We start from the raw sequence: 15,712 nt of genomic DNA, 5'->3' as shown, positions 1-15,712 counted from the left end.
TCAAGAGATTCCGAGTTCTCGGTCGATCGCCGCGAACATCTCGTCGTCGGTCGCCGTGTCGAGTTCGAGGTCGTCCGGCTCGCCGGTGTCGTCGAGCTTCCACAGCAGCTTCCGCAGCCGGGCGGTGACCAGCTCGGCGGGAAGGGCGGCGAGCTCGGCCTCGATCCGGTCGAGCTCGTCGGCCGCGGAGTCCGCGGCGAACAGCCCTTCGAGCACGTGCCTCGCGACGGCGTCGGGCGTCGGGTGGTCGAAGACGAGCGTGGCGGGCAGTTTCAGTCCGGTCGCCGCGCTGAGCCGGTTGCGCAGGTCGAGCGCGGTCAGAGAGTCGAATCCGAGCTCCTTCAACGTCTGCGTCGGACGGACGGCGTCGCGGCCCCGGAAGCCGAGCACCGTCGCGACCTCGCCACGGACCAGGTCGAGCACGACCCGCTCGCGTTCGTTCTCCGATGCCGCCCGCAGCCGCTTCGCCAGCTCACCACCACTGTCCACAGAGGACTCTTGCTGCGCTTCGGACAGTTCGTGCAGCAGCGGACGCGGCCGTGCCGCGGTGTAGAGCGGGGCGAACTTCGCCCAGTCGATGTCGGCGACGACGCTCGTCGGACCGCCGGTGTCGACCGACGGCTGGATCGCGGTGACGGCCAGCTCGGGGCGCATCATCGGAACGCCCCGCCGTTCGAGCTGGGCGCCGACGTTCTCGTCCACCATGCCGCCGCCCGCCCAGGCGCCCCAGGCGATCGACGTCGCCGGCGCCCCGCGGTCGCGCCGCTGGTGGGCCAGCGCGTCGAGGAAGGCGTTCGCGGCGGCGTAGCCCGCCTGGCCCGCGTTGCCCCAGACGCCGGCGCCGGAGGAGAACAGGACGAACGCATCCACGTCGCCGCACAGTTCGTCGAGGTTTCGCGCGCCCCGGACCTTGGCCTCGGCCAGCTCGGCGAAGTCGGCCAGGGTCAGGGCCGTGATCGGCCGTTCGACGTCCACCGCGCCCGCGGTGTGGACCACGGCGTTCACCGGCGGCAGCTCCGTCAGCAGTTCGCGCAGCGCGTCGCGGTCCGAGACGTCGCAGGCGGCGACGGTGACCTTCACCCCGAGTGCGGACAGCTCGCCCGCGAGCTCCGCGGCACCGGGCGCACCTTCGCCCTTGCGGCTCACGAGCACCAGGTGCTCGGCACCGTTCGCGGCGAGCCAGCGGGCGACCTGCCCGCCGAGCGCGCCGGTACCGCCGGTGACCAGCGCGGTGCCGTGCGGCCGCCAGCGGACGGGCGGGGACGCCGCCGCGCGGACCAGCCGGCGGGCGAACACCCCGGACGGCCGCAGCGCGACCTGGTCTTCGCCGTCGTGGCCGGTGAGGACGGCCGCGAGCCGGCCGGCGGTCGTGGCGTCCGGTGCCGGGGGCAGGTCGACGAGGCCACCCCAGCGATCGGGCTGGTCGAGCCCGAGGATCCCGCCGAGACCCCACGTCATTGCTTGTGCCGGGCTGGTCAGGGACTCGGCGGCGTCGACCGAGACCGCGCCGCGAGTGGCGAACCACAGCGGGGCGGCGATCCCGGCGTCGGCCAGTGCCTGGGTGAGCAGGACGTTGGCGGCGAGGCCCTCGGTGAGCACGGGGTGCTCGGCGTGCGGCTCGTCGTTCAGGGCCAGCAGGGAAACCACGCCGGTGGGTGGTGCTTCGGCGGCCAGCACGAGCGCCAGCGCGGATCGGTCCTCGGTGGACACTTCGAGCACGCGGACGTCCGGCCCGAGCAGGTCCTGGACGTCCAGTCCGGCGGGGACCACGGCCAGCCAGCCCGCGTCGAGTGTGGCGGGGCGCGGGGTGGTCAACGGGCTCCACCGGACGTCGTAGCGCAGATCGTCCACAGCGGACCGGACGACCGGCGTCGCGGACCGCGGTTCGAGCCAGAACCGCTGTCGCTGGAAGGGGTAGGTCGGCAGTGGGACCGTGCGCTTCACCGGATACAGCACGGACCAGTCGACGTCGTGACCGTGCGCCCACAGCTGGGCCAGGGAGGTCAGGAACCGCCGGAGATCGCCCGCGTTGCGGCGCAGGGTGCCGACGACGGCGGCCGAGTCCGTTGCCGCGTCGAGAGTTTCCTCGATGCCGGCGCCGAGCACCGGGTGCGGGCTGACCTCGACGAAGAACCGGTGTCCGGCCTCGACGAGCGTCTTCGTGGCGTCGTGGAACCGGACGGGCTGCCGCAGGTTGCGGTACCAGTACCCGGCATCCAGCGTGCTCGTGTCGACCGGGTTGCCGGTGACACCGGAGACGTACGTGATCGTCGACGACCGGGGCCTGATCGGCGCGAGAACTTCGAGCAGCTCCGTCTCGATCGCCTCGACCGCGGCCGAATGCGAGGCGTAGTCGACCGGGATGCGGCGGACGCGCAGCTCACCGGCCTCGGCAAGCAGTGTTTCGAGGGCTTCGGCTTCGCCGGAGACGACGACCGAGCCCGGCCCGTTGACCGCGGCGAGGGAGATCCGGCCGTCGTACGGCTCCAGCAGCGGCGTGATCTCGGCTTCCGGGGCGGCGATCCACGCCATCCCGCCGCGTCCGGCGAGCCCGGCCGCGATCGCCTTGCTGCGCAGGGCGACGACCCGGGCACCGTCCTCAAGAGACAGTCCACCTACGACGACCGCGGCGGCGATCTCTCCCTGGGAATGCCCGACAACCGCGTCGGGCTCGACTCCGTGCGCCTGCCAGAGTGTGGCAAGGGACACCATCACCGCCCACGACGCCGGTTGCACGACGTCCACCCGTTCCAGGGCCTCGGCGTCGCCCAGGACGTCGGTCAGCGACCAGTCCACGTACGGGGCCAGCGCGGCCGCGCACTCCGCGATCCGCTCGGCGAAGACGGGCGACTCGGCGAGCAGGCCGACCGCCATCCCCGCCCACTGCGCGCCCTGGCCGGGGAAGACGAACACCGTCTCGCCCGAAGTCGCGGTGGTCACCGGTGCCCCGGCGGGCAGCTCGCGCAGCCCGGCCAGCAGTTCGTCCCGGTCGCCGACGACCGCGGCCCGGTACTCGAACGCCGACCGGGTACTGACCAGTGACCAGCCGACCTCCGCCACACTGTGCCCGGTCTCCGCCAACGCTGCCGCCTGCGCGCGCACCGCGGCTTCCGAACGGCCGGACAGGACCCACGTACCCACGGTGTCCGGCAATGCGTCCACAGGGGACTCTTCAGGGACCTGTTCGAGGATCACGTGCGCGTTGGTGCCGCTGATGCCGAACGCCGACACGCCCGCCCGGCGTGGCGCCCCGGTTTCCGGCCACGCCCGGTCCTCGGCCGTCAGCTCGACCACCCCGGCCGACCAGTCCACTTCCGCGGTCGGCTCGTCGAGGTGCAGTGTCCGCGGCAGCACGCCGTGACGCATCGCCTCGACGACCTTGATCACCCCGGCGACGCCGGACGCGGTTTGGGTGTGCCCGAGGTTCGCCTTCAGCGACCCGACGAGCAACGGCCGTTCGCGGTCCGGGCCGTACGCGGCGATCAGCGCCTGTGCCTCGATCGGGTCACCCAGCGGGGTCCCGGTGCCGTGCGCCTCGACGACGTCCACTTCGGACGGTCGCAGGCCGGCGTTGGCCAAGGCAGCGCGGATCACCCGCTGCTGAGAGCCGCCGTTCGGGGCGGTCAGGCCGTTCGACGCGCCGTCGGAGTTGATCGCCGACCCGCGCAGCACCGCGAGCACCGGGTGCCCGTGGCGGCGCGCGTCGGACAGCCGCTCGACCAGCAGGACGCCGACGCCCTCGGCGAGGGCGAACCCGTCCGCGGCGGCGGCGAACGGCTTGCAGCGGCCGTCGGGCGCGAGCCCGCGCTGGCGGCTGAAGCCGAGGAACTGGCTCGGCGTCGACATCACCATCGACGCGCCGGCCAGCGCCATCGAGCACTCCCCCGCGCGCAGGGACTGGGCCGCGAGGTGCAGGGCGACCAGCGACGACGAACACGCCGTGTCGACCGTGACGGCCGGGCCTTCCAGGCCGAGGACGTAGGCGATCCGGCCGGAGGCGACGCTGGACACCGCGCCGGTGACCAGGTAGTCCTCACCTTCCGAGCCGCCGCCCGAGCCGTAGGCCTGGTCGGTCAGGCCGACGAACACGCCGGCCGGGGTGCCGGACAGGGTGGCCGGGTCGATGCCGGCGCGCTCGAACACCTCCCAGCAGACCTCCAGGAGCAGCCGCTGCTGCGGGTCCATGGCCAGGGCTTCGCGGGGGGAAATCCCGAAGAACGCCGGGTCGAAGCGGGTGGCGCCGTCCAGGAACCCGCCGTGGCGGGCGTAGGTGGTGCCCGGCCGGCTCGCGTCGGCGTCGTAGAGCGCGCCGAGGTCCCAGCCGCGGTCGGCGGGCAGGCCGGAGATCGCGTCGACGCCGTCGGTCAGCAGTGTCCACAGCTCTTCGGGAGAGGTGACGCCGCCGGGGAAGCGGCAGCCCATCGCGACGATGGCGATCGGGTCGTCCGCGGCGGCCGCGATCTCGTCCACTGTGGACTGCGGTGTGGTTTCGGCCAGCAGGAATTTGGTCAGCTTCGCAACCGTGGGGTGGTCGAACACCAACGTGCTCGGCAGCTTCAGGCCGGTCGCCGCGTTGAGCCGGTTGCGCAGCTCGACGGCGGTGAGCGAGTCGAAACCGAGGTCCTTGAACGCGCGCCGGACGTCGACGGCCTCCGGGCTCGCGTGCCCGAGCGCGGCCGCGACCTGCTGGCGGACCACAGTGGACACCAGCTTCTCGCGCTCCGGGCCCGAGTGAGCCGCGAGCCAGCCGGCCGCTTCGGCGGGCTCGTCGTGCCCTTCGGACCGCTCGGCGAGCAGCGGGCTCGGCCGGACAGCGGTGAAGACCTCGGCGAACACCGGCCAGTCGATCTCGGCCAGGGCGACGAACGTCTCGTCGTGGTCGAGTGCCTGGCCGAGGCCCGCGAGGGCGGGTTCGGGCTCGATGACGGGAACACCGCGGCGGGCGAGGACGTCGTGCAGGCTTTCGGCGATCATGCCGCCGCCGGCCCACGGGCCCCACGCGACCGACAGCGCGGTCCGGCCGAGCGCCCGGCGGCGCAGCGCGAGGGCGTCGAGGTAGGCGTTCGACGCGGCGTAGGCGGCGTGGTCGGCCACGCCCCAGACCCCGGAGATCGAGGAGAACAGCACGAACGCGTCCAGCTCGCGGTCGCCGAGCACCTCGTCGAGGTGCTGCGCGCCGAGCGCCTTCGCCCGCAGGACGTCGGCGATCGCGTCGGGGTCGGTGTCGGCGATCGCCGCGAGCGTCCCGACGCCCGCCGCATGGACGACCGTGCGGAGGTCTTCGATGCCGCCGACCAGTTCACGGACAGCGTGCGCGTCGGCGACGTCGCAGGCCACAACGCTCAGCCGGGTGCCCAGCTCGGCCCGCAGTTCGGGGACATCGGCGCCGCGGCGGCCGGCCAGGACGACGTGCTCGGCCCCGTGGGCGACGAGCCAGCGGGCGAGGTGGCGGCCCAGTGCGCCGGTGCCGCCGGTGACCAGGGCGGTGCCGCTCGTCTTCCAGGTCCGAGCCGGGGCTTTGCCGCCCAGGGCAGCGGGGACCAGGCGGCGGGCGAACACCCCGGACGGCCGGATCGCGACTTGGTCTTCGTCGCCGACGAGCACGGCGGCCAAGTGCTTCGGAGTGTCGGCGGTCCAGGTTGCCGGCAGGTCGACGAGGCCGCCCCAACGGCTGGAGTGCTCGAGGGCGGCCACGCGACCGACGCCCCAGACCGCGGCTTGCGCCGGGTTCGGTGCCGGGTCGGTGTCGAGCGGGGCGACCGCGCCGCTGGTCAGGCACCAGAGGGGGACGTCGATGCCGGCGTCGCCGAGGGCCTGGACCAGGGTCGTGACGCGGGTGACCGCGCTGATCGGGTCCTCGTCCGGGGCGGGCAGGGCGAGGACGCCGGTTGCGGTGAGGCCGGTCAGCCGCTCAGCGAGGGTTGCGCGATCGACGGTCGTGGGCACCTCGATGGCGCTGGTCGGGCCGCCGGCGACCAGGTCGGCCAGCCGCTCGGTGAAAGCTGCGCGGTCGCCGGTGCCGGGTACCTCGACGATGTCCGCGCCGAAGCCGCCGAGAGCGCCGGGCGTCACCACGAGCCAGGTTCCGGCCGGCGGTGCGGCCGGCGACTCCGGCAAGGCGCGCCAAGCAATGCGATGGCGCCAACTGTCCACATCGGCCTGCCGCCGCCAGCGGGTCAGCGCTCGCCGGGCCTCGCGCCACGGGGTGTCCTCCGCGACGCCGAGCGTGTCCTCCTCCAGCGCCGTCCAGAACTCACTGTCAGCCGTCTTCGTCGTCGGCTCGAGCCAGAAACGCTGCCGCTGGAAGGGGTACGTGGGCAGGCTCACCGTGCGTCGGTGCGGGTACAGGGCCGACCAGTCGACGTCGTGACCGTGCGCCCACAGCTGGGCGGCCGACAGGAGGAACCGGCGGAGACCGCCATCGTTTCGCCGCAGCGTCCCGACGACAGCCGCGTCGACGGTGTCCTGGAGCGCGCTGCCGAGGACCGGGTGCGGGCTCACCTCGACGAAGAACCGGTGCCCGTGCTCGGCGAGCGCGTCGGCGGTCTCGTGGAACAGCACCGGCTGCCGCAAGTTGCGGTACCAGTACCCGGCGTCGAGCGTCGCGGTGTCGATGGGCTCGGCGGTCACGGTCGAGTAGAACGGGATGTCCCCGGTCCGCGGCCGGATCGGGGCCAGCACCTCGCGCAGTTCGGCTTCGATCGCCTCCACGTGCGCCGAGTGCGACGCGTAGTCCACGGGGATCAGCCGGGCGCGGAGCCCCTCGCTTTCGCAGCGGGCGACCAGTTCCTGCAACGCAGCGGGATCACCGGCCACGACCGTCGACGACGGGCTGTTGAACGCCGCGAGCGAAATCCGGTCGTCGAGCAAGGCTTCCACGCGCTCGGCGTCCGCCGCGATCGACGCCATGCCACCCTGACCGGCCAAGCCCGCCGCGATCGCCTTGCTGCGCAGGGCGACCACGCGGGCACCGTCCTCAAGCGACAGTCCACCTGCGACGACAGCCGCGGCGATCTCGCCCTGGGAGTGGCCGACGACCGCGTCCGGCGTGACGCCGTAGGACTGCCAGAGCGCGGCCAGCGAGACCATCACCGCCCACGACAGCGGCTGTACCACGTCGACCTGGTCCAGGTCCCCGTCGCGTACCGGACAGTCCATAAAGGACCCCAAAGCGGCCTCGCACTCGGCGAACCGCGCGGCGAAGACCGGTGCCTCGTCGAGCAGGCCGGCGGCCATGTCGGCCCACTGCGCGCCCTGGCCCGGGAACACGAAGACCGTGCGTCCGACGGGACCGGTCACCCCGGTGACCACGGCCGCGCCCGGGGTTCCGGCGGCGATCTCGCGCAGGCCGGTCCGCAGTTCGGCGCGGTCGCCGACCACCGCGGCGCGGTGCTCGAAGGCGGTCCGCGTCGCCGCGAGGGACCAGCCGACCTCGGCGACGCCGTGCTCGGTCCCGGTCAACGCCGACGCCCGGTCGGCCATCGCGCTTTCGGAGCGGCCGGACAGCACCCACACACCCAGGGAATCCTCCGCGGCGGGAGCCGGGGCGGGTTCGGGAACCTGCTCGACGATGACGTGCGCGTTGGTCCCGCTGATCCCGAACGAGGACACCCCCGCCCGGCGGGGCGCGCCGGTTTCCGGCCACGGCTGCTCGGTGGAAGCGAGCGTCACCGCACCGGCGGACCAGTCGATCCGGGGGCTCGGTTCGTCGGCGTGCAGGGTCCGCGGGACGACGCCGTGGCGCAGCGCCTGCACCATCTTGATCACGCCGCCGATGCCCGCCGCGGCTTGCGTGTGCCCGAGGTTCGACTTCAGCGAGCCGAGCAGCAGCGGCCGGTCGCGGTCCTGCCCGTAGGTGGCGATGAGCGCCTGGGCTTCGATCGGGTCGCCCAGCGGCGTGCCGGTGCCGTGCGCCTCGACGACGTCCACTTCGGACGGTGCCAGTCCGGCGTCGGCGAGCGCGGCGCGGATCACGCGTTGCTGGGACGGGCCGTTGGGGGCGGTCAGGCCGTTGGACGCGCCGTCGGAGTTGACCGCCGTGCCGCGCACGACGGCGAGCACCGGGTGGCCGTGGCGGCGGGCGTCGGACAGCCGTTCGACGACCACGACACCGGCGCCCTCGGCCCAGCCCGTGCCGTCGGCGTCGGCCGAGAACGCCCGGCAGCGGCCGTCGCGGGAGAGTCCGCGCTGGCGGCTGAACTCGACGAGCATGCCGGGACTGGCCATCACCGCCGCACCGCCGGCGAGCGCGAGGGTGCACTCCCCCGCCAGCAGCGCGCGCACGGCGAGGTGCAGTGCGACCAGGGACGACGAGCACGCGGTGTCGACGGTCAGCGCCGGGCCCTCCAGCCCGAGGACGTAGGCCAGCCGGCCCGACGCGACGCTGCCGGTGGTGCCGGTGAGCAGGTGCCCGCCTTCGCCGCCTTCGGACAGGCGCGGGCCGTACTCGGAGTTCGTGGCGCCGACGTAGACGCCGGTGCGGCTGCCCTTCAGGGACATCGGGTCGATGCCCGCGTGCTCGAACGCCTCCCAGGCGGTCTCGAGCAGCAGCCGTTGCTGCGGGTCCATGGCCAGGGCTTCGCGCGGGGAGATTCCGAAGAAGTCCGCGTCGAAGTCGGCGACGTCGGTGAGGAAGCCGCCGTGACGTGCGTAGGACGTGCCCGCCTTGGCCGGGTCGGCGTCGTAGAGCGCGTCGAGGTCCCAGCCGCGGTCGGTGGGCAGGCCGCCGATGACGTCGCGGCCGTCGGCGACGAGGTTCCACAGGTCGTCGGCCGAGCGCACGCCACCCGGGTAGCGGCAGCTCATCGCGACGATGGCGATCGGCTCGTCGGCGCGGACCGGCTCGGCGTGGATGGTCTCGGCCGGTTCGGCGCGCAGCATCGCGGCGAGCCGGGCCGGGGTCGGGTGGTCGAACACCGAGGTGGCGGGGACCTTCTGGCCCGTCGCGGTGGACAGGCGCTCGCAGAGTTCGACGCCGATGATCGAGTCGAAGCCGAGGTCCTTGAACGACGCCGCGGGGTCGATCGCGGCCGGGCCGGGGTGGCCGAGGACCAGCGCGGTGTGGGCGCGGACGAGCTCGAGGAGGTCTTGGGCCGGCTGTGTGCCTGCGCCTGGGCGGGCCTCCGCCCCCCGGTCTCCAGTGTATCGGGGGGTACTGACAGTTTCGGCACTGTCGAGCCAGAAGCGCTCGCGTTGGAAGGCGTACGGCGGGAGGTCGACGCGGTGACCGCCGGGGAACGTCCACTCGACGGCGCCGCCGCGGGTCCACAGCTCGGCGACCGACTTCGCGAACCGGGCCGGGCCGCCCTCGCCGCGGCGGAGCGTACCGACCGCGGCGGCCGGGCGGTCGTGGTCGGCCGCCGTCGCCACGATGCCGCCGACCAGCACCGGGTGGGGGCTGACCTCGGCGAACACGCCCATCCCGGCGTCGAGTGCGGCGCGCACGGCCGGGTCGAACAGCACCGGCTGCCGCAGGTTCGCGAACCAGTGGTCCGCGTCGAGCCGTTCGGTGTCGAGGCGGCCGCCCGCGGTCGACGAGTAGAACGGGACGGCCGACGGTCGCGGCCGGATCCCGGCGATCAGCCGCAGCAGCTCGTCCTTCAGCGGCTCGGCCTGCGCGGAGTGGGACGCGTAGGCGATCGCGATCCGGCGCGAGCGAACCTCACGCGTGGTCAGCTCGGCCTGCAGTTCGTCGATGGCGTCGAGGTCGCCGGAGACCGCCGTGGTCGCGGGGCCGTTGACCGCGCCGATCGACAGCCGGCCGGAGTAGGCGGCGAGCAGGTCAGTCACGGAGTCGACCGGCAGGTCGACCGACAGCATGCCGCCGTTGCCGGCCATGCGTTCGGCGAGCAGCTTGGCCCGGAGCGCGACGATCCGCGCCGCGTCTTCCAGCGACAGCGCATCGGCGACGACGGCGGCCGCCAGCTCGCCCTGGCTGTGCCCGAGGACGGCCGCGGGCTCGACTCCGCGTGCCCGCCACTCGGCGGCCAGCGACACCGCGACCGACCAGAACACCGGCTGCAGCACGTCGGTGCGATCAAGCGACGGCGTCCCCTGCCGGAGGACGTCGACGACGTCCCAGTCGAGGTGCGGTGCGAGCGCGGCGGCGCACTCGGCCAGCCGCGTGGCGAACACCGGTGACGCGTCGAGCAGCTCGGCGGCCATTCCGGCCCACTGCCCGCCCTGGCCGGGGAAGACGAAGACCACGCGGTCGTCGCTCGTCGCCACGACGCCTTGGGTGACGCCGAGTCCGTCCGCGACCGCGCGCAGCCCGTCCCGGCTGTCGACGACCGCGCGGTGCGCGAACACCGTGCGGCGGGTCGCCAGCGTCCAGCCGATGTCCACAGGGGACTGTTCCGGGTGGTCGTCCACATGCGACAGCAGCCGGGCCGCCTGGGCCCGCAGGGCCGCGGCGGTGCGGGCCGAGAGCAGCCACGGCGCCGTCGCGTCCGTAGCCGTCCGAAGTGCGACGGGGTCGGCCGCTTCGAGGACGACGTGGGCGTTGGTCCCGCCCATGCCGAACGAGCTGACCCCGGCGATCCGGCGCCCGGCCCAATCCGTCGGCTCGGCCACCACCCGCAACTTCAGGTCGTCCAGGGGGATCGCCGGGTTCGGCGTCGTGAAGTTGAGGCTCGCGGGCAGCGTCGCGTGCCGCACCGCGAGGACGGTCTTGAGCAGCCCGGCGATCCCCGCCGCGCCCTCCAGGTGGCCGATGTTCGTCTTGACCGACCCGACCGGCAGCGGCTCCGCCCGCCCGGCGGCGAAGACCGCGCCGAGGGCGGCCGCTTCGATCGGGTCGCCGACCTTGGTGCCGGTGCCGTGCAGCTCGACGTACCCCACCGCGGACGGCTCGATCCCGGCGTCGGCGTGGGCGCCCCGGACCGCGGCGGCCTGGGCGTCGGCGTCCGGGACGGTCAGGCCGTCACCGGCGCCGTCGTGGTTCACCGCGGTCCCGCGGAGGACGCAGAGGATCTCGTCGCCGTCGGCTTGAGCGCGCGACAACGTCTTGAGGACGACGAGCCCGCCGCCCTCCCCGCGCACGAACCCGTTGGCGCGGGCGTCGAAGGTGAAGCACTGCCCGTCCGGGGACAGTCCGCCGAAGCGCGCCGTCGTGACGGCGTTGTCCGGCGCGAAGATCAGGTTGACGCCGCCGGTGAGGGCGACCGGGCACTCGCCGCGGCGCAGGCTCTGCACCGCCAGGTGGACGGCGACGAGCGACGACGACTGTCCGGAGTCGACGGTGAAGCTCGGGCCGTGCGCGCCGAGGAAGTGGGAGACGCGGTTGCCGAGCAGGCTGCGGTGGACCCCGGTGATGGTGTGGTGGCTGATCCCTTCGGGGTCGCTCGCGTGCACGAGCGCGGCGTAGTCGTCCCACATCGCGCCGACGAACACGCCCGCGGCGCTCCCGCCGAGAGTCGCGGGCACGATTCCCGCGTGCTCCAGGGCTTCCCACGCCAGTTCCAGCACCAGCCGCTGCTGCGGGTCCATCGCGGCGGCCTCGCGGGGCGAGATGCCGAAGAACGCGGCGTCGAAGCGGTCGACCTCGTCGAGGAACCCACCGTGCCGGACCCCGGTTTCCCCGGCGTCCCAGCGGTCGGCGGGCACCTCCGTGATGGCGCTGCGGCCGTCGGTCAGCAAGCGCCAGAACGCCTCGGGGCCGTCCGCGCCCGGAAGGCGGCAGGACAGCCCGACCACGGCGATCGGCTCGCCCGGAGTGCTCGCAAAACCCGTCATCTCACGCTCCATCGGCGGGCGGCTTCCTTCCTGTGACGGCTGCTCGACGTCCACGGCAACACAGGCGCGGCAACGCTGTCCACGACGGACAGGTGAGGTCTAGTGCGGTGCCTAAAGGACTTCAGCGCGCCCAGGTGACGGGCAGGGCGTGGACTCCGTAGTGGAGCATGTCGTCGCGCAGCGGGACCTGGTCCGCCGGCACCGCGAGCCGGAGGACGGGGAAGCGCTCGAACAGCGCCCGGAAGCCCACCTGCATCGTGAACCGGGCCAGGTGCTGGCCGACGCACTGGTGCACGCCGTGGCCGAACGCGACGTGGCCCTGGGTCACGCGGCCGACGTCGAGCCGGCCGGGGTCCGGGAAGCGCTCGGGGTCGCGGTTGGCCGCCGGGAGCGCGACGACCACGGTCTCGCCCTCGCGGATCACGTGCTCCCCCAGCTCGACGTCCGCCAGCGCCGCCCGGCTCGCGCCCAGGTGCGACACGGTCAGGTAGCGCAGCAGCTCCTCGACGGCGTTGGGCCACAGCTCCGGCTCGGCTTGCACCCGCGTCAACTGCGAACGGTGCTCGAACAGCGCGAACGCGCCGAGGGCCAGCATGTTCGTCGTGGTGTCGAAGCCGCCGCCGACGAGCGCCCACGCGAGGTTGACCAGCTCCGGCCGGTCGAGTTCGCCAGTGCTCGCCAGCTCGCCGAGCAGGTTTTCGCCGGGGTCGTCGAAGGCCGCGCCGACCAGTCGTTCCAGGGTGCCGCCGACGACCGTGATCGCGGCGATCAGCTCCTCCAGGGAGTACCGCATGCGGGCCACGACGTTCAGGTGCCGCAACAGCTCTTCGCGATCGGACTCCGGGACGCCGACCAGCTCGCACATCAGCCGGGTCGCCAGCGGCTCGGCGTAGGCGGTGACCAGCTCGGCTTCCGTACCGCGCGCGGCCATCGCGTCGAGCAGCTCACCGGCGATGCGTTCGGCGGCCGGGACCAGTTCGCGGGTGCGCCGGACGGTGAAGTACTTCGCGGTCAGCTTCCGGTAGCGCGCGTGGTCGGCGCCGTCCATTTTCGGGAACGCGCCGGGCGCGGCCGGCTCCGGCTCGTAGGTGTCCATCGGGAACGGCGGCGGCACGGCGAGCGCGACGAGGTCGTTGCGGTGGCTGAACCGGGCGTCCGAGAGCACCGCGCGGACGTCGGACAGCTTGGTCACCAGCCAGCCCGTGGCCGGCCCGGGACTGGCCTCGAACGCGAGGCGGCTGATCCCCGGCCGCGCCCGGTACTCGTCGGGCGGGTCGAACGGGCAGCTGCGCTTGACGGGCAGCGAAAACGGCTCGGTCACTACCGGCTCCCTCCGGCCAGGGGCGCGACCCGCGCCTCGATTTCGGCGGCGGCGCGGACCGCCCCGCCCGCGGCGTGCACCTCGCGCCGCATCAGGTCGACGCGCCGGCGTACGGCATCGTCACGGTCGACCGCGAGCACGGCGTCCCGGATGCCCGCGACAGTCACCGTCTCCTTGTCCAGGGAGGCGCCGAGGCCGAGCCGCCGGATCTGCCGGGCGTTGATGTGCTGCTCCGGATGGTGCGGCACGGCGATCACCGGGACGCCGAAGTACAGGGCCTCCATCAGGCTGCCCATCCCGCCCTGGCACAGGAACACCGAGCAGTGCGGCAGGACGTCGGGGTGCGAGACCCAGCGGTGGGCCTCCACATTGGACGGAAGCGGCCCGAGCACGCCGGGATCGACTCGCTTCCCGAGCGTGAGCACCACCTGCCACGGCAGGCCCGCGAACGCCTCGGCGCACGTGCGGAAGAACTCCGGGCGGTCGTTGACCGTCGTGCCCAAGGTGACCAGCACGACCGGCCGGCCGTCGGCGGGCGGCGCCCACGAACCGGCGGACGCGCCGACCGAGGGCCCGACGAAGGCGAACCGCTCGTCGAACGTCGGCCCGGCCGGCTGGAACGCGCGAGGCAGGAACACCAGCGTGAACTCGTCACCACCGGTGAAGAACTCTTCCAGCGGCAACGTTCCGAGGCCGTGCTCGGCCAGGTAGTCGCCGAGCCGCGTGACGAACCGGGCGATCGCAGGGTGCGCTGGGTCGACCGCCTCGCCGAAGGTCTGGTTCTCCTTGGTCAGCGAGAAGTGCTCGTTCGACGCGACCGTGGCCGAGAGCTGCACGGCCGGCACCTGCGCCTTCCGGGCCAGCAACCGGCCGGGCGCCCACAACGTCGTGTCGTAGACGAGCAAGTCCGGTGTGGACGATCGTGCCACGGCGGGCAGCACGGCCATGCTCTGCTCGAGCAGGTCCAGCGGCGCCCGGGCGGCCTCGTCGGCGTTCGTGATGTCCGGCTGCGCGGTGGACAGGTCGCAGCCGTAGTCCACGGCGCGGGCGCCGGTCGCGGCGACCCGGTCCGCGAACTCGCCGGAGGTGAAGCAGGTGACCCGGTGACCGCGCCGGACGAGCTCGGCGACCACCGGCAGCGCCGGCGTCATGTGGCCGTAGGCGGGGTAGGGCAGGAAGGTGATGTCGGGCAAGACCGGCTCCTAGCGCCGCTTGTACCGCTCGATCAGCGAAAGCGCGGGGGAGGTGGCCACTGTGGTCACCAAGGTCATGACGACCAGCATCGCGAACATCGTCGGGCTGATCACCTTGAGGTCGAGCCCGATGTTGAGCACCGCCAGCTCGGTCAGCCCCCGGCAGTTCATCAGCGCGCCCAGCGACCACGCGTCCCGCCGGCCGATCCCGGACAGCCTCGCGGCCGCGAGGCTCCCGCCCCACTTGCCCAGCATCGCCACGACGACGATCAGCGCGCACCACAGCCACAGCGTCGGATCCGCGCCGATCAGGTCGAACTTCGTGCGCAGTCCCGTGTAGACGAAGAACAGCGGCAGCAGCAGGGTCACCGTCAGCGCGTGCATCTGCTCGGTGGCCTGGCGGATCGGCAGCGACCCGCGGGGCGTGACGGCGCCGAAGAGGAACGCGCCGAAGATCGGGTGGATGCCGATGGCGTTGGTGGCCAGCGCGGACAGCAGCAGCCCGGCCAGCAGCACGGACACGACCGCCGTGGTCGGCAGCGCCTTCTGGCCGTGCTCGGTCGGGGCGAACAGCCGGCGCAGCAGCGGGCGGACGACGAAGAGCATCAGCGCGAAGAACGCGATCGTGAGCCCGATGGTCAGGCCGGTCGCGGCCAGGGAACCGGCGCTCGCGATGGCGACGACGAGAGCGAGCAGGCACCACGCGGTGATGTCGTCGACGGCGGCGCAGCTCAGCGCCAGTGCGGCGATCGGCAGCTTCGTCATCCCGCGGTCGGTGATGATCCGCGCCAGCACGGGGAACGCCGTGATGCTCATCGAGATCGCGAGGAACAGCGAGAACGGCAGCCGGTCGACGCCGGCGCCGAGCGTCGGGTGCAGGGCGAACGCGAGCAGCACCCCGGACAGGAACGGGATCGCGACGCTGACGTGGCTCACCAGCACCGCGGCCTTGCTGCGACGCCGAACGAGCGCGACGTCGAGCTCGTAGCCGACCAGGAACATGAAGATGACCAGGCCGATCTGGGCGAACGTGTTGATCGTCGAAGCGAGGTAGTCGGGGAAGATCCAGTGGTAGGCCGCGGGCCACACCCAGCCGAGGAACGACGGCCCGAGCAGGATGCCGGCGAAGATCTCGCCGATCACCGTCGGCTGCGCCAGCCGCCGCGCGAGGGCCGAGAGCAACCGGCAGGCCAGGAAGATCACCGGCAGGGCGAACAGCAGCTTGGCCACCGGGTCGGGCGCGCCGCTCGCGTGCCCGGTCGCCGTCGCGCCGCCGTCGGGGCTCGAGCGGAGCAGGAAGAACGCGACGACGACCGGGACGACCACCATCGCGAGGTAGGAGACCCAGGTCCGGCGGCGGCTCGCCGGGGCCGCCGGCTCGGCGGTGCCGGTGGTGCGCTCGTCGAGCGATGACATGACTGGCCTCTCCGATCACGCTGCCGGAAAAGGTCGTGAGCGGGAAACA

General features: G+C 73.3%; 4 protein-coding genes. All 4 read right to left on the bottom strand.

The features are described 5' to 3' along the window. The 4 genes from ACZ7OH_RS21330 to ACZ7OH_RS21315 all read right to left on the bottom strand — a co-directional run bounded on the left by ACZ7OH_RS21330 (position 1) and on the right by ACZ7OH_RS21315 (position 15,663). Complete coding sequence (locus ACZ7OH_RS21330) at positions 1–11,733, bottom strand: type I polyketide synthase (RefSeq protein ID WP_470282350.1); 11,733 nt, start codon at positions 11,731–11,733, stop codon at positions 1–3. A 121-nt stretch (positions 11,734–11,854) separates the two neighbouring features. Next, positions 11,855–13,054, bottom strand: coding sequence for a cytochrome P450 (locus ACZ7OH_RS21325; RefSeq protein ID WP_470282349.1), 1,200 nt, complete (start codon positions 13,052–13,054; stop codon positions 11,855–11,857). Further along, positions 13,054–14,247, bottom strand: coding sequence for a macrolide family glycosyltransferase (locus ACZ7OH_RS21320; protein ID WP_470282348.1), 1,194 nt, complete (start codon positions 14,245–14,247; stop codon positions 13,054–13,056). The genes ACZ7OH_RS21325 and ACZ7OH_RS21320 overlap by 1 nt, the downstream gene beginning before the upstream one ends. Positions 14,248–14,256: 9 nt before the next feature. Beyond that, a complete protein-coding gene (locus tag ACZ7OH_RS21315; protein ID WP_470282347.1) occupies positions 14,257–15,663 on the bottom strand; it encodes a cation:proton antiporter domain-containing protein in 1,407 nt (468 codons plus the stop codon). Positions 15,664–15,712 lie beyond the last annotated feature (49 nt).

This window comes from Amycolatopsis sp. NPDC114478 (assembly GCF_055633805.1).
The sequence above is the reverse complement of the archived record's forward strand: the minus strand, read 5'-3'. Positions and strand labels throughout refer to the sequence as shown.

Coding starts and splice junctions, on each gene's coding strand:
- ACZ7OH_RS21330 (WP_470282350.1), bottom strand. CDS start 11,733: ATGACGGGTTTTGCGAGCACTCCGGGCGAGCCGATCGCCGTGGTCGGG.
- ACZ7OH_RS21315 (WP_470282347.1), bottom strand. CDS start 15,663: ATGTCATCGCTCGACGAGCGCACCACCGGCACCGCCGAGCCGGCGGCC.